General features: G+C 47.4%; 22 protein-coding genes and 3 pseudogenes. 10 read left to right on the top strand and 15 right to left on the bottom strand.

Going from position 1 to position 16682, the window contains the following annotated elements; all coding sequences use genetic code 11:
- Positions 1–68 precede the first annotated feature (68 nt).
- Both aspA and AXI59_RS06180 read right to left on the bottom strand, forming a co-directional pair.
- A complete protein-coding gene (gene aspA, locus AXI59_RS06185; protein WP_061520873.1) occupies positions 69–1496 on the bottom strand; it encodes an aspartate ammonia-lyase in 1428 nt (475 codons plus the stop codon).
- A 38-nt stretch (positions 1497–1534) separates the two neighbouring features.
- Positions 1535–2524, bottom strand: coding sequence for a type I asparaginase (locus AXI59_RS06180; RefSeq protein WP_061520872.1), 990 nt, complete (start codon positions 2522–2524; stop codon positions 1535–1537).
- Positions 2525–2699: 175 nt separating this feature from the next.
- Between AXI59_RS06180 and AXI59_RS06175 the strand changes: the two genes are divergently transcribed.
- Complete coding sequence (locus AXI59_RS06175; RefSeq protein ID WP_061520871.1) at positions 2700–3053, top strand: helix-turn-helix domain-containing protein; 354 nt, start codon at positions 2700–2702, stop codon at positions 3051–3053.
- Positions 3054–3064: 11 nt separating this feature from the next.
- Here AXI59_RS06175 and AXI59_RS06170 read toward each other — a convergent pair whose 3' ends face one another.
- Positions 3065–4228 (bottom strand): TIGR00375 family protein, encoded by a 1164-nt coding sequence (locus AXI59_RS06170; protein WP_061527665.1) that lies wholly within the window; start codon positions 4226–4228, stop codon positions 3065–3067.
- Positions 4228–4782 (bottom strand): NUDIX domain-containing protein, encoded by a 555-nt coding sequence (locus tag AXI59_RS06165; RefSeq protein WP_061520870.1) that lies wholly within the window; start codon positions 4780–4782, stop codon positions 4228–4230. The genes AXI59_RS06170 and AXI59_RS06165 overlap by 1 nt, the downstream gene beginning before the upstream one ends.
- Before the next feature lie 78 nt (positions 4783–4860).
- Here AXI59_RS06165 and mciZ point away from each other — a divergent pair, with 78 nt between their 5' ends.
- Positions 4861–4983 (top strand): Z-ring formation inhibitor MciZ, encoded by a 123-nt coding sequence (gene mciZ / locus AXI59_RS06160; protein WP_061520869.1) that lies wholly within the window; start codon positions 4861–4863, stop codon positions 4981–4983.
- A 62-nt stretch (positions 4984–5045) separates the two neighbouring features.
- Positions 5046–5966, top strand: a complete 921-nt coding sequence (locus AXI59_RS06155) for an aldo/keto reductase (RefSeq protein WP_061520868.1) — start codon at positions 5046–5048, stop codon at positions 5964–5966.
- 32 nt (positions 5967–5998) lie between these two features.
- Here AXI59_RS06155 and AXI59_RS06150 read toward each other — a convergent pair whose 3' ends face one another.
- The 3 genes from AXI59_RS06150 to AXI59_RS06140 all read right to left on the bottom strand — a co-directional run bounded on the left by AXI59_RS06150 (position 5999) and on the right by AXI59_RS06140 (position 7026).
- A complete protein-coding gene (locus tag AXI59_RS06150) occupies positions 5999–6226 on the bottom strand; it encodes a YqkE family protein (RefSeq protein WP_061527664.1) in 228 nt (75 codons plus the stop codon).
- A gap of 64 nt (positions 6227–6290) precedes the next feature.
- Positions 6291–6515 (bottom strand): hypothetical protein, encoded by a 225-nt coding sequence (locus AXI59_RS06145; protein ID WP_061527663.1) that lies wholly within the window; start codon positions 6513–6515, stop codon positions 6291–6293.
- Positions 6499–7026 carry a MerR family transcriptional regulator gene (locus AXI59_RS06140; RefSeq protein ID WP_061527662.1) on the bottom strand — a complete coding sequence of 176 codons (528 nt, stop codon included), beginning with the start codon at positions 7024–7026 and terminating at the stop codon, positions 6499–6501. The genes AXI59_RS06145 and AXI59_RS06140 overlap by 17 nt, the downstream gene beginning before the upstream one ends.
- A 126-nt stretch (positions 7027–7152) precedes the next feature.
- Between AXI59_RS06140 and AXI59_RS06135 the strand changes: the two genes are divergently transcribed.
- Positions 7153–8067 carry an alpha/beta hydrolase gene (locus AXI59_RS06135; protein WP_061527661.1) on the top strand — a complete coding sequence of 305 codons (915 nt, stop codon included), beginning with the start codon at positions 7153–7155 and terminating at the stop codon, positions 8065–8067.
- A gap of 36 nt (positions 8068–8103) precedes the next feature.
- Here the strand turns inward: AXI59_RS06135 and AXI59_RS06130 are convergent, their stop codons facing one another.
- From AXI59_RS06130 to AXI59_RS06110, 5 genes and pseudogenes are all read right to left on the bottom strand, one after another.
- Positions 8104–8343 carry a DUF2552 family protein gene (locus AXI59_RS06130; protein ID WP_061520864.1) on the bottom strand — a complete coding sequence of 80 codons (240 nt, stop codon included), beginning with the start codon at positions 8341–8343 and terminating at the stop codon, positions 8104–8106.
- A complete protein-coding gene (locus tag AXI59_RS06125; RefSeq protein ID WP_061527715.1) occupies positions 8318–8680 on the bottom strand; it encodes an iron-sulfur cluster biosynthesis family protein in 363 nt (120 codons plus the stop codon). Before AXI59_RS06125 ends, AXI59_RS06130 begins: the two co-directional genes overlap by 26 nt.
- Before the next feature lie 70 nt (positions 8681–8750).
- Complete coding sequence (locus tag AXI59_RS06120) at positions 8751–9722, bottom strand: GNAT family N-acetyltransferase (RefSeq protein WP_061527716.1); 972 nt, start codon at positions 9720–9722, stop codon at positions 8751–8753.
- Positions 9723–9949, bottom strand: a pseudogene (locus AXI59_RS06115) (antibiotic biosynthesis monooxygenase family protein); the annotation flags it as partial.
- A gap of 70 nt (positions 9950–10019) precedes the next feature.
- Complete coding sequence (locus AXI59_RS06110) at positions 10020–10490, bottom strand: GNAT family N-acetyltransferase (RefSeq protein ID WP_061520863.1); 471 nt, start codon at positions 10488–10490, stop codon at positions 10020–10022.
- Positions 10491–10777: 287 nt separating this feature from the next.
- Between AXI59_RS06110 and AXI59_RS06105 the strand changes: the two genes are divergently transcribed.
- The 6 genes and pseudogenes from AXI59_RS06105 to AXI59_RS19710 all read left to right on the top strand — a co-directional run bounded on the left by AXI59_RS06105 (position 10778) and on the right by AXI59_RS19710 (position 14517).
- A complete protein-coding gene (locus AXI59_RS06105; RefSeq protein WP_061520862.1) occupies positions 10778–12004 on the top strand; it encodes a DNA polymerase IV in 1227 nt (408 codons plus the stop codon).
- Positions 12005–12018: 14 nt separating this feature from the next.
- Entirely contained in the window at positions 12019–12363 is a 345-nt protein-coding gene (locus AXI59_RS06100; protein WP_061527660.1) for a YolD-like family protein, read from the top strand.
- Between the two features lie 103 nt (positions 12364–12466).
- Positions 12467–12673 (top strand): YqzH family protein, encoded by a 207-nt coding sequence (locus AXI59_RS06095; protein ID WP_061520860.1) that lies wholly within the window; start codon positions 12467–12469, stop codon positions 12671–12673.
- Between the two features lie 96 nt (positions 12674–12769).
- Positions 12770–13816, top strand: a pseudogene (locus tag AXI59_RS06090) (AI-2E family transporter).
- A 249-nt stretch (positions 13817–14065) separates the two neighbouring features.
- Positions 14066–14303: pseudogene (locus AXI59_RS20310) on the top strand (MDR family MFS transporter); the annotation flags it as partial.
- Positions 14304–14349: 46 nt separating this feature from the next.
- Entirely contained in the window at positions 14350–14517 is a 168-nt protein-coding gene (locus AXI59_RS19710) for a DUF4083 family protein (protein WP_156476236.1), read from the top strand.
- Here the strand turns inward: AXI59_RS19710 and AXI59_RS06080 are convergent.
- The 3 genes from AXI59_RS06080 to AXI59_RS06070 form a co-directional block, all read right to left on the bottom strand.
- Positions 14512–14904 (bottom strand): VOC family protein, encoded by a 393-nt coding sequence (locus AXI59_RS06080; RefSeq protein ID WP_061527658.1) that lies wholly within the window; start codon positions 14902–14904, stop codon positions 14512–14514. The genes AXI59_RS19710 and AXI59_RS06080 overlap by 6 nt on opposite strands.
- A gap of 24 nt (positions 14905–14928) precedes the next feature.
- Complete coding sequence (gene coaA / locus AXI59_RS06075) at positions 14929–15888, bottom strand: type I pantothenate kinase (RefSeq protein WP_061527657.1); 960 nt, start codon at positions 15886–15888, stop codon at positions 14929–14931.
- A gap of 73 nt (positions 15889–15961) precedes the next feature.
- Positions 15962–16682 (bottom strand): D-serine ammonia-lyase (locus AXI59_RS06070; RefSeq protein ID WP_082791734.1); only part of this gene is annotated, 721 nt, incomplete at its 5' end.

Raw genomic sequence — 16682 nt, 5'->3', positions numbered from 1 at the left:
CATCCCTTTGTATGGCAACCGCCTATTCACCAAAAAACGGTGAACAGGCGGCAATATTGCTTAAAAATTTATTTTTCTAATAGTTCTTTTCCTGCAATTCCCGGTTTTGTCATTTCAAACGGATTTAAAATAATATCCAATTCTTCTTCTGTCAGCACATCATTTTGAAGGCAGAGATCCCGCACAGATTGACCTGTCATGATGGCTTCGCGGGCAATTCGCGCAGCTGCCTCATAGCCAAGGTGCGGATTGACTGCCGTAATAACGCCGACGCTCTTTTCTACATATTGCTGAAGGCGTTTTTCGTTAGCTTCTATGCCCGCCAAACAATGATCCGTAAACGAACGGAAGCCGTTATTCATAATGCTGATCGATTGAAGCAGATTAAACACAAGCACCGGCTCCATTACGTTCAATTCAAGCTGGCCCGCTTCTGAAGCGAGGCAGATCGTATTGTCATTCCCGATGACTTGGAAGGCGATTTGGTTAATCAGCTCCGCCATAACCGGGTTGACTTTCCCCGGCATAATGGATGAACCAGGCTGGCGCGCCGGCAGTGAAATTTCCGCAAGTCCCGCGCGCGGGCCTGATGCCATTAAGCGCAGATCGTTGGCGATTTTAGACATGTTCATCATACATACCTTCAATGCCGCTGATACTTCTGTATACGCATCGGTGTTTTGCGTGGCATCCACCAAATGGTCAGCGCCGACGAGCGGGAGTCCGCTGATTTCAGCCAGATGCTTAACGACTTGTTCTATGTAGCGCGGATCAGCGTTAAGCCCTGTTCCCACTGCAGTCGCTCCCATATTTACTTCATACAGATGCTGGCGGGACTGTTTTATCCGTTTGATATCGCGTTCGAGCACGCGGCTGTATGCTTCAAATTCCTGTCCGAGACGAATCGGAACAGCATCCTGAAGATGAGTGCGTCCCATTTTTATGACGGAATCAAATTGTTTCGCTTTTTCTCTGAATACGCTCAGCATGTGCTCCATCGTGTCAAGCAGCTTATCAAGAAGTTTCAAAGTAGAAATATGAATGGCTGTCGGGAACACATCATTTGTCGATTGAGACATATTGACGTGAGTATTCGGGCTGAGGTGAATGTATTCGCCTTTTTGATGCCCCATGATCTCAAGCGCCCTGTTGCCGATGACTTCATTGGCATTCATGTTCATGGACGTTCCGGCTCCGCCTTGGATCGGATCGACGATGAATTGGTCATGCCATTTTCCTTCCAATATTTCATCAGCTGCCTGAACGATCGCATTCCCGATTCCTTCATACAGCCGTTTGACGTCCATATTGGCAAGCGCCGCCGCTTTTTTGACGATCGCGAGCGCATTGATCATTTCTTCATGGATGCGGTAGCCGGTAATCGGAAAGTTTTCTTTCGCCCGCAGCGTTTGAATTCCGTAATACACATCAGCTTCGATTTGTTTTTCTCCAAGAAAATCCTTTTCCTGACGATATTCTTTTTGCCCGTTTGACATGTTAAAACCCTACTTTCTCTTTGTTGATAGTCATTGTTTTACAGTACAACGTCGTCTGCGATCGGTGTTTCCATAATGTTTTTGACTTCAGCCAAACTGTGTGACTGGCCGAGCGCCCACATTAATTTCGGGACAATGGCTTCTGTGTTCATGTTTCTGGAGCGGATAATGAGATCTTGGTTGACTCTGCGGCCGACTTCATACACGCTCATGTCCTCTCCCTCTTCCAAGCATTGTGTCGTAATGACGACGACAATGCCGCTTTCAATCATTTCATTGACCTTGGCGAGGATGTCCCTGCCTTCAAACGGCACGCCGCCGCTTCCGTAGCTTTCAATTACGATTCCTTTGTACATGCCCTTTAACGCATCAAGCATTTCCGGTTTGAGTCCCGGATGAAGTTTGAGGAGGCATACGTCCGTGCATAGTGATGTATTCACAGTAAATGAATCGTTTTCCGGTGCATGCACATGTTTATTGTATTCAATTCCGTCTTCTGTGATAAACGCGATATACGGATAGTTAATGCTCTCGAATGCATCATAGCTTTTTGTTCTCAGTTTAATGGCGCGGGTGCCTTGAATGACTCTGCCGTCAAATACGACGTATACGCCGCCCACTCCTTCACATGCGAAGCGGATCGCATCCGTGATATTTTTTTTGGCGTCGGTTTTTTGAAATGTAATCGGAATTTGCGAACCTGTAATGACAATCGGCTTATCAGCATGCTGGAGCATATAAGATAATGCCGCTGATGTGTAAGCCATCGTGTCAGTGCCGTGCGTAATGACAAATCCGTCATAAGCATCATATTTTTCTTTTACAGCTTCAGCTATATCGGCCCAATACTCAGGCTGCATATTTGTGCTGTCGATGTTCATTAACGAATGGGTTTCCATCGTGTAATCGTTATCAAGTTTTGATACGTAAGTTAACAATTCATCTGCTTTTACCCCGGGTGCAAGCCCGTTTTCTCCTTCGACTGAGGCGATTGTTCCTCCGGTTGTTAACAGCAATAATTTTTTCATACCCTGCACCTCTTCATCATTTCTCAAGATGTATTAAGCATTCGCTTTTCGCATACTTTTAATCAAATTATAGACAGACAAATGAAATTAATCAAGCTATTATTATTCAATTCGCGTACACTTTTACATATCGATATGATATAATTTGCTCAAGTGAAAAGGAGCGGTTTTGAATATGAATTTAGATCGTTTAACTGAACTGAGAAAAAAGAAAAATTGGTCGCTGCAGTATACAGCTGACCGGCTTGGCATCGCCAAAAGCACGTACGCCGGATATGAGTCGGGCTACCGGCGTCCGTCTTTTGAGGCGCTGGGTACGCTTGCCGATCTGTTTGATACTACATGCGACGATTTACTCGGCCGCGCTGAAAAAAAAGCAAAGCCATTTGCGCAGGCCATTGAATTAACAGAAGCTGCCGAAGGATCAGGCACGCTGACTGTTGACGGACAGCCGCTGACTCAGGATGAGATCATTCAATTGATTGCGTTTATCCGAACGAAAAAGAAGATTCAAGAGGAGCTCGGATAAACGCCGTTTCTTTAAGGCTTGAGCCGTCCGTACGTTCCTCCGCCTCCGGCCTCAAGCCCGATCTGTCCTGTGCGCGCTTTATGGATGACGGCCGCCAGTTTAGGCGGCACCACGCGCGCCAAGTCCTCTTCTTCCGCCTGATGCAAAATAGCCATCTCCGTTCCGAAGGCCTTTCTCAGCTTTTCTAATGTTTTCGGCCCGACGCCGGGAATGAATTGCAGCGGGATTTGATAGATATACGGAGGCCGCGCAGCGCGGCTTTTTTTTTGATCGCTGAGTTCTTCCAGCCGCTCACTGACACCCTTTGTAAATGTTTTGCCGCCGCACTCCGCACAGACTCCATCCCCTTTTTCAAGCGGGCTTCCGCATGTATCGCAAACCGTCCGGTAATACTTCCCGAGCTTCGGATTCAGCCCGTAATTTGCGGCGACCTTTCTGCCGTCTTTCCCTTTTAACGCCAGCAAAAATTCCGAAAAATTCGCTTCCTGAAGAAGCAATTGATTATATTCTCTGCCGATTTTCCCTAAGGAATGCGCATCAGAATTTGTTAAAAATGTATATCGGTCAAGCTCCGATAACCGGGAGGCCATGTCCGTGTCACAGCTTAAGCCGAGCTCAACCCCATCTATGAGCGAGGGATCGAATACTTCGGCCAAGGAAGAGGTAACGCCTTTTCCGTACAGGCTTTTGTGCGGCGTGAAAATATGGGCGGGGATAAACAGCCCGCCCAACTCCTTCGTTTTCTTTTGCAGATTCAAACCGGTTTCATAAATGCGCTGTGAGCTGAGATGGATGTTTTTGAGCCGCTCAGCCAGCCAGGCGGAAAATTCCTTCATCTCCGCAAGAGCCGGCATAAACACCAGAACGTGAATCGGCCCGCGGCAGGATTGATCATATATCTCCAGTTCACTACCTAACAGAAGGGTTGTATTCCGGTAACGGATGCCTCCCTCTTTCAGCTCGCGGTATTTCCCTGAGTCAATTCCGTGTTCAATCTCCTGAATGACTTCCGGAGAATGACAGTCAATAATGCCTAGCAGCCCAATTCCTTTCCCCTCGCTTGCTTCGGCTAATATTCGGTCCAAGGTCAGCGTTTTGGCTCCGGTGATCTTAACCGGCCTCCCCGTATAGGTGCGGCCGATATGAATGTGCAGATCCGCATAAACGGTTTTCATCATTTTTCCTTCAGTGCTTCCTTCAGCTGAAGATACTGAATCGCATATGCTGTTTTTGCATCGTACACTTGGCGGGATTCCACCAGCTCCAGCGCCTCTTCAAGCGTGACCAGCATCACTTCGACAAATTCGTCTTCATCAAGCTCCCGTTTTTCTTCAAGCGGAGAAAGCCCTTCTGCAAGGAAAAGATGCACGATTTCGTCCGCAAACCCGGGCGATGTATAAAAAGCGGTGATTTTCGTCAAGGTTTCCGCCGTATACCCCGTCTCTTCCTCAAGCTCTCTTAATGCCGTATGCTCAGGCTCTTCACCCTTTTCGAGCTTACCGGCCGGAATCTCAACAATTGTCCGCTCCAGCGGCTTTCTGAACTGGCTGACCAAAATCATTTTCCCCTCTTCCGTCAACGCGAGCACTGCAACTGCCCCAGGGTGCTTGACGATTTCCCGTTTGCTTGTTTTTCCGTTCGGAAGTTCTACATCCTCCAAGTAAAGATCTATTACTTTCCCATTATAAAGCTGCTTTTTAGAAAGTGTTTTTTCTTCTAAATGTTTCATCATTTCATCTCCCGTTCTGTCTCTCTATTATGCCTCATACATTTTATCATACATGCATAATAGGGAGGTGCTTTTCGCTTGAAGGTGTACCGGATGGAAAAGAGCATCGTTTTGGTCGGAAAGGCTTGGGAAGTACGGGCTAAGCTGAAAGAGTACGGGCGCACATTCCGTTATGTCGGAGATTGGATCGCCAGGCCTTAACAGTTGAAAACTTCGCACCTTTATATTACGGTCAATAAAAGACCAGAAAAAGGAGCGAAACCATGAGAAAACGCACGTTAGGACGTTCTGATTTAGAAATAAGCGAAATCGGGCTCGGCTGCATGTCACTCGGTACAGACAAAAACAAAGCGCTGTCCATTTTGGATGAAGCGATTGAACTCGGCATCAATTATTTAGACACCGCCGACCTTTATGATTTCGGCCGGAATGAGGAAATTGTCGGGGAAGCCATTCAAAACCGGCGGCACGATATCATTTTAGCCACTAAAGCCGGAAACCGCTGGAATAATGAAAAGGACGGCTGGTATTGGGACGCTTCAAAAGCATACATAAAAGAAGCGGTCAAAAACAGCCTTGCCCGGCTGAAAACGGATTATATCGACCTTTATCAGCTGCACGGCGGCACGATGGAAGATAACATTGAGGAAACGATCGAAGCGTTTGAGGACTTAAAACAAGAAGGAGTGATCCGGTACTACGGCATTTCCTCCATCCGTCCGAATGTCATCAAAGAATATGTAAAAAAATCTAATATCATAAGTGTTATGATGCAATTCAGCCTTCTGGACCGGCGCCCTGAGGAATGGCTGCCTCTTTTGGAAGAGCACGGAATCAGCGCAGTCGCAAGGGGCCCGGTCGCAAAAGGGCTGCTGACGGAAAAACCGCTGGATCAGGCAGGCGGCCGCGTGAAACAGCACGGTTATTTAACGTATTCTTTTGAAGAATTGGCAGACACCAAAAGAGCCATTTCCGGTGTTGCCCCGGATCTCAGCATGACGGAGCTGTCTCTTCAATACCTGCTTTCACAGCCGGCCGTCGCCTCTGTCATTACGGGAGCGAGCTCGCAGGAACAGCTCAAAGAGAACTGCTTGGCGGCCAAGGCCCGCCGTTTAAGCGGACAAGAAATAAAAGCACTGCAATTTCATACAAAACGGGACGTATACGAAGCCCATCGCTCTTAAACAAAATAACCAGCATCTTTTTCAGATGCTGGTTATTTGTATTTGTGCCAATCAAGACTGCTTTCATTCAGCAGCTCTTCAAAGCTTTTATTCTTTTCGATTTCTTTTCGTTTTCTGATCTGTTCCGCCTTTTTTTGCGCTTGTTTTTTCTCGTCTTCTTCCTTCAGCTCACTTTTCATTTGCAAAAGCTTGTCCTTCAGGTCCGCTTGCAGGTCGTCTTTCAGGCTGTGTTTTTCCTTGGATGGCTGCTGCTTCTTCATCATTACGCCCCCGTATTTGGATGATTGTGAAGCAAGTGTATCACGGAGTGCCGGAGACCGACAACTATCTTTCCTCTTGTTCGGCAAGATGTACTGATGCCTCAATGATAAACTCTTCAAACCCTTCCGGAAATCCTCCTGAAAAGTATGACGGTTTTTCCAATGAAGCATATTTCTCCAAGTCAGCAGATTCCGGAGACAGAATAATCGCAAGCTTTACAAATTGTGCTGCAATACGCTGCACTTCAGGATCATCCGCAGTTTTGTTTTGTTTATACAGACGGCTCATGTCTACTGATCTTTTGCTCCGCCTCTCTCTGCTCTTTTCTAGAATGATGACTCATCAGCATCTTATCAAGCGATTCATTTGAAAAATGTTCGGTAAACCATTGCACCCCTTCTTCCTCATGCTGATAGTGCCATAAAAGTGACAGCACATGATCGCTGTCAGCTTGACTTTTATTCCGGATCATTGCTTCGGCTCGGCTGATGGTATCAATTGCTTTATCTATATGTCTTCTTTTGTTCATAAGCTGTTGTTTATGCTTTATCAATGTGTCTATTACTTGCTGTGCCGGTGATTGTATGCATTTCTTTATTTCTGCCAAAGAACAGCCGATAAACTTTAACGCCAATATCTTATTTAGTTCAAACAATGCGCCGTGTGAATAAAGACGGCGGCCGTTGTCTTCATACTCTGCGGGTTTTAAAAGGTTTTCTTGGTCATAATATCGTAAAGTGCGTTCTGTCACTCCTGTCAGCCTTGCAAACTCCCCTACTGTGTATATTTTTTCCTCCATCTTTTCACTCCCATATTTGTTATATGTTAATGATACGGCATGACGCTGCGTCAGCAGCAATACTTATATAAAGGATTTTTTAAACTTTTGTCATACTTAAGGGATATTCAGAAAGGAGAATGCTTCGTGAAAAAATGGCTGGCGGTGTTCGGTTCGGTTTGCGCCGTTATTTTGGCGGCCGGGATTGGGTTGACGAATGTGATCATGTTTATTAAGAAAAAAACCGATGAAGAGATTATGAAGAAGGAAATCGCAGACGGGCACGACATATTTGAATCCTTTCACACGATGGAAAAAGAAGAAGCTGTCATCCCGTCCCGCCTCGGGTATGACATAAAAGGCTATTATATCGCGCCTTATGATACGGCAAATACCATCATCATCTGCCACGGCGTCACGGTAAATGTGTTCAATTCACTGAAATACATGCATTTGTTTTTAGATTTGGGCTGGAATGTGCTGATGTATGACCACCGCAGACACGGAAAAAGCGGCGGCAAAACGACGAGTTACGGATATTTTGAAAAGGATGACTTGCAGGAAGCGATGAACTGGGTGCGCAAAAAAACCGGAGCCGGCGGGCTGATCGGCATCCATGGCGAATCGATGGGGGCCGTAACGGCTCTGTTATATGCGGGAGACTGTCAGGACAATGACTGCGCCGATTTTTATATTGCCGATTGTCCCTTTGCGAGCTTTCGGGGGCAGCTCGCCTACAGGCTGAAGCGGGAGTTTCGGCTGCCCGCATGGCCTATTTTACCTTTGGCTGATGTCTTTTTGCGGATAAGGGAAGGGTACCGCATCCGGGATGTATCACCTTTATCCGTCATCAGCCGCATCAAACAGCCTGTGTTGTTTATTCACAGCAAGGAAGATGATTATATCCCTCCCGCTTCTTCAGAATTACTGTACCGCAGAAAACGCGGGCCGAAGATGCTGTATCTTGCAGAATCAGGCGGCCATGCCATGTCATATACGAAAAATCCGGAGAGCTACCGCAACGCCGTTCAAACATTTTTAGAAACGATAGCGCCAACGTAAAAAAGCGAAAGAACGATTTTGTTCTTTCGCTTCCCGTCATAAAACGTCGGTAATTCCGTCCATATGCTCCCCGATCCAGTCAATGGCAAGATCTATTGTCGTAAACTCCTGCGCTTCAAATGTCATCTCATCCTGAAGCAGCCAAACATCCTTCTGAACGGCTTCGGCGCCTCCGATAGACCAGTGCAGCAAGCTGTACGGGTGATTTTTATTCAGGAAGGATACCCACGTTTTATGCTGTGCTGTTTGTTTAATGGCTTTCAGCTTTTGATCCACTTTCGCTTTCTCCCTGCTTTACTAATATACTCATTCTCGGGCTCAGCATCTGCGCCGGGCTTTTTAAGGCCAGCGTTTTTGCCTTTTCATTGTAATCGATTGTCATTTGCTCGTCAAAAAACACTTTTTGTGAGGTTTGGATATAAAGCGGGAGCCCGTTTGTTTCAATGCGTTCACATTCTCCCGTTAATTCTTCCGCCAGCCAGATCGTCGGCACGCCGCTTACGGCGCAGCCGCAGCCTTCAGCGTCGAAACGGAGCTGAGCTTTTTTTCCCGGGTTGGCGTCCATCGCCAGGTGAAGCGTTTCTTTGGCCGCATCGGTCACATGTATTTGCATAAGGTGATCCCCCGTTCTTTTCATTTTCGCCATTGTAGCATACCGCACGGCCGTATGCATCGTTTCTGCCTCATTCGCAGCCGTCTGCTTCCCAGCGCTTCGCCCTTTGTTCGGCAGCCTTGATCCAGTCATTTTTCCCTTCGATATACTTTGAGATATCGTCCGGGTGCGTATCAGCGAGCTGCCGTTTCAGCTTTATGTATTGAGCCGCTTGCTCGGGGCAGGCGGTGAGATAATCCCTGAACAGCAGATGCCGCTTGATGTCCGGATGCCCGGATTCATATATGTGAACATGGTGCGTGCGCTGATTGCCGCCTTTTCGAAAAAAACGCCGGCCCTTGATCCCGTTTTCCTCTTTTGCTTCATAGCCGAGCGCTTGCATCTGCGGCCGGCAGCGGTCAGCGGCATGGATGTCATGGACCTCTGCTAATATATCAATGACAGGCTTTGCGGCCATATTCGGGATGGAGGTGCTGCCGATGTGGCTGACAGATTGGAGGGCTGAGCCGAAAATCAGGATCAGATTCGCTTTTTCTTTGTTAAACATCGCTTTCCATTCAGGCTGATACGGAATGACTTCCGCTTTTCTTTTCGGGCAGAGCTGAAAAACCGAGAGTGTCAGTCCTTCTGCCGCCTCGATCTGTTTTGCTTCTGTGAACCCGGCCTTTAAATAGAGAGAGACTGCCGGGATATTGTCTTTGGCTGTTGTCACTCCTATTGTTTCAGCGTCTTCATTCATGTCTATCACAAATTGAACAAGCGCCTTCCCTATTCCTTTTCGAAAGCCGGACGGATGCACCGTCAGCCGGCATATGACAAGTTGATGCCCCTTTTTTTCATACGAAATGACGCCGAGGAGCTTTTCCTTTTCTCTAAAGCCGGCAAACGTTTCCTGTGATCGTTTCACATCGATTTCTGTCTCATGCAGGGCAGGAATGCCGAAAAATCCGATCAGCTCGGCTTCTTTTTGATATGAGCAGCGCTGAACCGCCGCAATTTCCCGCGCCGTCTGTTCTTGTGTATGCGGTAAAAATGCAATCAATCCTTTGCTCCTTTTGGCGAAAACCCGCTGTGACTCCGCTTTTGTAATGCGGACGGCATATGGGCACTTCTCCCTTTTTGTTTCGCCGCTTGATGGTCAGTATGGTCTTTCCGCCGCTTAATCGCATCCATGCTGTCCCAGCAGGAAACGGTGATGCCGCACCCGTTTTCCTCCCGGACGCTTTCTGCGCCTAAAAAACCCGGCCGGCCGCTTGCCAGCCTCATCATCCGCTCTAAAATGACCGTATAATAAGGCTGCTCCGGCGTATAGGCTAAAAAACTATATTCCCCCTCCTCTCTAAATGTGCTTTACAAACAGAACCCGGTCTTGGCCCGGCCCGTCGTAATTCGCAAAAACGGGGATTCCGTTTACAGTTTTGGTGCCTTTTTCAACCTCGAATCCTAATTTTGTGTGATAAGCAATTGATACTTTATTGACAGGCGCCGTGACGCAATTGACTTTTGTGCAGCCCCTTTTTTTAACTGTTTCAATAAATCGCTCGTACAGCTGTTTTCCAATTTGCATTTTTCTGAAATCAGGGTGCACACCGGAGAAATGAATGTAGGCCGTCTCAGGGTCTGATTGTGACTGAAACCCGATTAAAAAACCGGTCATTCCCTCCTGCTCATATGTAATAAAGCTGGTGTCCTGAAAATGTTCAAAAAACAAACGCGGCAGCTTTTCTTTCATCTGTCTGCCGCCCCACCATTCATTCAAAACAGACGTAACCATTTCATAGTCTTCAGACGTGATTGTTCGAATGTCCATTGTCAATTGACTCTCCTTTTCGCCCGGCAAAATGAATGTCAGCTCTTCTTATTGGAATATAAAAAAATTATATGTGGGTTGTTTGTAATTGTAAATGATTTCTTTTCAGGAAGAAGCAGTCCGACAGAACGTCCTGAGAAAGAAAGAAAAAAGACAAACATTGAAGTAACAGCTGTTTACAGCTCCTTTTCTTTGATCCCATCCGAAGAACTATTTACCAGTATAAACACCGTCAGACTTCGGGTACAATGAAAAACAGAACAAATGTTCCCGAGGGTGGTTTTTTTATGACTGAGATTCTTCTTGTTGATATGGAATCATTTTACGCATCTGTTGAAAAAGCGGAGGCCCCTCATCTCAAAAGGCGGCCCGTGATTGTCTCAGGAGATCCAGAAAGGCGCAGCGGCGTCGTGCTTGCCGCTTGCCCCCTTGCCAAACAATTCGGCGTAAAAAACGCTGAACGGCTGTGGGAAGCGCAAACCAAATGTCCGGATGCCGTCATTGTCCGCCCGCGGATGCAGCGGTATATTGACGTGTCCGTCATGATTACCGAGCTGCTTGAGCGGTATACAGATCTGGTTGAACCCTACTCCATTGATGAGCAGTTTCTCGATGTGACCGGAAGCATGAGGCTGTTCGGCGATCCTTTTACCATCGCCAAAAGCATTCAAACGGCGATTATGAATGAATTTGGCATTTATGCCCGCGTCGGCATCGGGCCGAATAAGGTGCTCGCGAAAATGGCTTGCGATCATTTTGCCAAAAAAAATGCGTCAGGCATTCACAGATTGGATATGTCAAACATCCAGCAGGATCTGTGGCCTCTGCCGGTCGGAAAATTATTCGGCGTCGGAAAACGGATGGAACACAATTTAAGACGGATGGGCATCAGCACGATTGGCGGTCTTGCCGAGCACCCTCCCGAACTGCTGAAAAAGCGCTGGGGAATTAACGGCGAACTGCTTCAGCGTACAGCGCACGGCATTGATCCCTCTCCGGTCACCGTCAGCACGCACAATCAGCAAAAAGCAGTCGGCCATAACATGACCCTCCCGAGGGACTACTGCAGCTTTGAGGATATTAAAGTCATTTTACTTGAGTTAAGCGAAGAAGTGGCCCGCCGCGCCCGCTTTAAACAATATATCGGCCATACGGTTTCCGTAAGCATCAGAGGCGCTGATTTTGATTTTCCCACAGGGTTTCACAGACAAAGAAAACTCGCTTCTCCAACAAATTTCGGAATGGATATTTTTAAAGAGGCGGTCAAGCTTTTTCGCGAGCATTGGAACGGCGAGCCGGTCCGAAGCGCCGGAGTCGCCCTCTCCCAGCTTGAGCCCTGCCATTATTTTCAGCTGAGCCTTTTTGATGCCCAGGAGAAGAAAATCAGCCTCGGCAAAGTATTCGATGATATTCACGAACGATACGGCCCCGCGGCCCTGCTTCACGCCGCTTCTCTTACCGAAGCCGGCCAGGCTCATCACCGGGCTGAAAAAATCGGCGGGCATTACAAATAATCGAGGTGGTATACATGAATCCGAATAAATTAACGCCCGGGTATAATGTCATGTGGGAATCAAGCCGAATGATGCTTCCCGAGCATAGAGAACAGCTGCTTGCCAAAAAACGAAAAGAACGGGAATTCCAGCTTCCGGAGCTGAGCGAGGATCAAATGAACGACATGAATGGCATAATCGCAAAGTCGATTGAAGAGGATAGGGCCATTACGGTCACCTATGCCTCAGCCCAAGGCCCGCTCCGGTTTTGGGGGTGGATAAAACAAGTGATGCACCATGAAAAGCGCTTAAAAATCATCAATGATGAAGATGCGTTAACTTTACCTTTTCACCGTATTATTTCAGTCGAATTAGAATAAACTGAAATCCGCATTGGCCTGACAGAAAATATGATACAAGGGTGTGAGAATGGCATCATATCTAGTAGAATAAAGGCGAATCCTAAGAATAGGAGAGTAAATGATGGATCAATTTATAGAAAAGATGCTGGGACAGGCTCTCCGCCAGTATGGGCGGAATGTGGCGACAGACCCGCTGAGCCCGTATGAAAAGCAAAGCTTAAAAAAGGCCTTGGAAGAGAGAAGAAACGAAGAGCCCGATGAGGATCTCCATGCCCATGTGGAGGATATTATTTATGATTATGTTACCAATCAAGGGCAGTTTTCCTGACGGCGGACGTTTATGCGCCGGGCAATAAGGGAATCGTTCGAGGGTAAAACCTTTGAGATTGGGTGGTGAAAGAATACTGTCGGGCCCTATTTCAAAATCGGTTATGCCGTTCTTTTGTTATTTCTTATTATTTATCTCGGAACATTAATAGACTTTTTGTTTCAGCCTATTGTCATTACTCTTAAAACCTTGTTTCCGCCCATTGTGTTATCCGGCGTTCTTTACTATTTATGCCGTCCGCTCGTCCGGCTGCTTCATACGAAAGCAAAGCTGCCGAAAGGTATCGCTGTTTTAGCGATTTATGCGGGTGCGGGCGGACTTTTTGCCCTCCTCCTCTTTACGGCAGGTCCTGCCGTCCTAAAACAGTTTACAAACTTTATAGATCATTTTCCGGAGCTGACCGCACAGGCTAAAAACTGGATCGGACAGCTTCAGGACAATAAATGATTTTCCCGGCTCCAAAAGCAGGATTCCTTTCAGCAGATGGCGGATAAAGCGGCAGATTACTCAGACTCGATCGTTGCTTCTCTCGGCGGCCTGGCCGAGACGGCTGCCAATGCAGCCATCACCATAGTCATTATCCCGTTCGCCCTGTATTACATGTTAAAAGAAGGGAATAAAGCGCCGCAGCGCATATTGCGTCTTCTTCCGGAAAAACACCAAAAAGAAGGAAAGAAAATCCTTCAAGATATGGATGAAGCTCTCAGCTCATACATACAAGGACAGCTGATCGTCAGCTTTTGCGTCGGCGTTCTCGTAACGATCGGTTATTTCATTATCGGTCTGGATTATCCGCTCATTCAGGGCGCGTTCGCTATGGTAACAAATCTGATCCCGTTTATCGGACCTTGGATCGGCACGTTTCCGGGTGTGATTGTAGGCCTGTTTGATTCACCGGCGGAAGCGGTGCTTGTCATTGTCGTCGTTGTCATCGTCCAGCAGCTTGAAAGCCAGCTGATCTCCCCGCAAATCATGGGCCGGAAACTGGCGATTCATCCGCTGACCATTATTTTTCTTCTGCTTGCAGCCGGGAAGTTTGCAGGCATTATCGGGATGCTGCTTGCGATACCGGGATATGCAGTGGCAAAGGTCATTGTCAGTCATCTGCAAAAGCTGTTCATTCTCAGAAAAAAACGCGGGTAGCTCTGTGAAGCAGTTCTTGATTCTTTTTTTATGATTGGAAGAGGAAATTTTTTCTTGTATGATAAAGGAAGAGGACATACAGGAGAGAAACAGATGAAAAAATGGAGAGAGATTCACCCCACCAGCTGGACCATTATTATCGGATCATCTTCGGCTGACATTTGTATTCGCCGGTTTTGCGCTCGCCTCCCACATTTGATTTCATTGTGATGAATGCTTTAAACGGGCTTTGCAAAGCTTTGTTCGAGCGCCAAACCGGGAATGAAAGGAACGTATTTCGGAGCGATGGGATTTTCGCAGCTTGGCAGCGTAATCGGGCCGTGGGCCGGAGGAGGTTTGCATTGATTTATTCGGCCCAAATCGTCCGTCCCTGATTTTTTCCGTTCTTGCGGGAATGACGCTTCTCGGCATGCCGCTTTCAGCATATGCTTACCGGCAAGTGAGGACAGCGGCTCACAGCACGCCGGAAATGGAAAAAACGCTGTAAAAAAAGGCGGGCTCTTAAAAGTCCGCCGCAAAAACGAGGTGAGATGATGAATATTGGTGATGTAATCTTTCAAATGCTTTCGTTTCTCATTGCCGCCATTTTCTTTTTTGCCGTTATCTATGTATTCAGAAGTTTGAAGAAGCGCAGCGTGCAATTAGACAGAATCGAAAAGAAGCTTGATGCGCTCCGCAAGGAAAAAAACGAAAAGTTATAGGTCAGAAGCCGGAGCAGCCAATTCGACCTTTATCCGATCCGGGTCCTCTGTGTATACGGCGTAATGCGTGCTTCCGCCAGCATACGGATGAAGGTCTCTGTAAAGCACACGGCAGCCTCTGGCAAGCAGCTTTTCCGTCATCTCATCCACTTGCCCTCTTGATACAGCATGAAAGGCCAGATGGTTCAGCCCGACCCGGCATCTGTGGTACTCCGGCTTTAAAAACCGCTCTTCTGTCTGTACAAGCACTATATAAATTCCATCCTTTTTCCAGCTGATGCCGGAGTCCCACTTTTGAAATTCCGTATAACCAAGCTCACCTAAAAACCACTCCCAAAACTGCGCGGAAGCCTTCAGGTCAGATACATACAATTCAATATGATGCACCGCAGCACCCGCTCCCTCTTCAAATCAGACTCTTCTTACCAACACCTCTTCCACCTTATGGCCGTCCCCTTTTCGCAAAATCAGATCCGATCTGAATTTTGTCGGCAGAATATTTTCATACAGATTAGGGCGATTGACGCTCTCCCAAATGGAAGCGGCCATCGCATCCGCTTCCGCGTCAGACAAGTCCTTAAATTTATGAAAATAAGAAGCAGGATCCTGAAAAGCGGTTTCCCTCAGAAGGCGGAAACGCTGTAAATACCACGTAAAAATACGGCTTTCTTCCGCATCCACATAAATCGAAAAATCAAAGAAATCGGATACAAAGATGCGGGGATCTTCCCTGTCATCTTTTAACGTCGGCGACTGGAGAACATTGATTCCTTCTATTATGACGATGTCCGCTCCTTCCACAACCTCGACAGCGCCCTCTTCCCTGTCGTAGGTGAGGTGGGAATATACCGGAGCCTCCACTCTCTCTTTTCCTGACTTTATATCATTCAGAAATTCAAGCAGCGCCTTTACGTCATAACTCTCAGGGAAACCTTTTCTGGACAGGAGGTTTTTCTTTTTTAATTCGGCTGTCGGATACAAAAAACCATCGGTTGTCACAAGGCTCACCTTCGGCCTATCCGGCAAACGGGAAAGCAGCTTTTGCAAAATTCTCGCCGTCGTGCTTTTGCCGACGGCAACACTGCCGGCAATCCCGATGATAAATGGTATTTTCGCTGAGTGCGGATGCTTCAAAAATACGTTTACATGCTTGTTCCGTCTGGCGGCAGATGTCACATGAAGATGAAGCAGGCGCACAAGCGGAATATAAATCGTTTCCACCTCCTCCACCGATAAGAAGTCATTCAACCCCTCTACGGCCTTGGCCTCAGCCTCTGAGACAGCAATCGAGAGGTGGCCGCCGAATCCCGACCACGACTCGCGGCTGTGCTGCGTGTACAATGTATGTAAGTTTAATTCTTTACTTTTCACAATTCACACCAATCTCTCTGTATAGCTTCCGGTTTAAAACAAACGCTTACAAAGATTGTAACGGAAATCCGCCTCACTGTCTGCCCATTTTTTTTGCAAATGAGAAGCCGATACGGCTGTACTCTTCCATTTCTTCAGACGGAACCATGCTCCCGCCCGTGCTCCAGACAAGATGAACGGCATTTTTCATATTCAGTCCGTGCTCTTTCATATAGCGTTTTCCGGCTTTCGTTTGATATAACTTGACAGGCCCGGCCATCCCGGCAAGCGCTGAAGGCTCCAGACTCTTATGTTCGGATGCTCTTAGCTTATAAAGAAGCGAAAAAAGCGTGCTGTCATCCGCGGTATAACAGCCGCTGAGCAGAGGCTCCATGAGGGGGCCTGCCAACCCGGACGGCCTTCCCACCGCCAGCCCGTCGGCAGCCGTTTGATTGTCGAGGCCGATATCCTGCACGCTGATGCCGTCATGCAAACCCGAAAATAAACCTAAAAGCATACACGGGGAATGTGTCGGCTCACCGAAAAAGATATGGACATTCTCTCCATAGATAAGTTTTAAAGCGAGCGCAACTCCTCCCGGCCCGCCGCCGACACCGCACGGCAGATAGACAAAAAGCGGCTCATCAGCGCCAGCCGCTGCCGCATAGCCTAATAACAGATCCCGCGAATGTTCATCGTCAATAAAATAACAATAAGGATCTTGCTCCGCCTGCCGGCGTCCCTCTTTAACCGCCTGGCTGTAGTCGGCTTTGTATTCTATAACGGAAACCCCTTTTTGGCGCAGCAAATCCTTC

This window comes from Bacillus nakamurai (assembly GCF_001584325.1).
GTDB classification, from domain to species: domain Bacteria; phylum Bacillota; class Bacilli; order Bacillales; family Bacillaceae; genus Bacillus; species Bacillus nakamurai.
The sequence above is the reverse complement of the archived record's forward strand: the minus strand, read 5'-3'. Positions and strand labels throughout refer to the sequence as shown.

Coding starts and splice junctions, on each gene's coding strand:
- AXI59_RS06155 (WP_061520868.1), top strand. CDS start 5,046: ATGAGAAAACGCACGTTAGGACGTTCTGATTTAGAAATAAGCGAAATC.
- AXI59_RS06180 (WP_061520872.1), bottom strand. CDS start 2,524: ATGAAAAAATTATTGCTGTTAACAACCGGAGGAACAATCGCCTCAGTC.
- AXI59_RS06150 (WP_061527664.1), bottom strand. CDS start 6,226: ATGAAGAAGCAGCAGCCATCCAAGGAAAAACACAGCCTGAAAGACGAC.
- AXI59_RS06165 (WP_061520870.1), bottom strand. CDS start 4,782: ATGAAACATTTAGAAGAAAAAACACTTTCTAAAAAGCAGCTTTATAAT.
- AXI59_RS19710 (WP_156476236.1), top strand. CDS start 14,350: ATGAATATTGGTGATGTAATCTTTCAAATGCTTTCGTTTCTCATTGCC.
- AXI59_RS06105 (WP_061520862.1), top strand. CDS start 10,778: ATGACTGAGATTCTTCTTGTTGATATGGAATCATTTTACGCATCTGTT.
- AXI59_RS06140 (WP_061527662.1), bottom strand. CDS start 7,026: ATGGAGGAAAAAATATACACAGTAGGGGAGTTTGCAAGGCTGACAGGA.
- AXI59_RS06145 (WP_061527663.1), bottom strand. CDS start 6,515: ATGAGCCGTCTGTATAAACAAAACAAAACTGCGGATGATCCTGAAGTG.
- AXI59_RS06170 (WP_061527665.1), bottom strand. CDS start 4,228: ATGAAAACCGTTTATGCGGATCTGCACATTCATATCGGCCGCACCTAT.
- AXI59_RS06175 (WP_061520871.1), top strand. CDS start 2,700: ATGAATTTAGATCGTTTAACTGAACTGAGAAAAAAGAAAAATTGGTCG.
- AXI59_RS06125 (WP_061527715.1), bottom strand. CDS start 8,680: ATGCAAATACATGTGACCGATGCGGCCAAAGAAACGCTTCACCTGGCG.
- AXI59_RS06110 (WP_061520863.1), bottom strand. CDS start 10,490: ATGGACATTCGAACAATCACGTCTGAAGACTATGAAATGGTTACGTCT.
- aspA (WP_061520873.1), bottom strand. CDS start 1,496: ATGTCAAACGGGCAAAAAGAATATCGTCAGGAAAAGGATTTTCTTGGA.
- AXI59_RS06095 (WP_061520860.1), top strand. CDS start 12,467: ATGGATCAATTTATAGAAAAGATGCTGGGACAGGCTCTCCGCCAGTAT.
- AXI59_RS06100 (WP_061527660.1), top strand. CDS start 12,019: ATGAATCCGAATAAATTAACGCCCGGGTATAATGTCATGTGGGAATCA.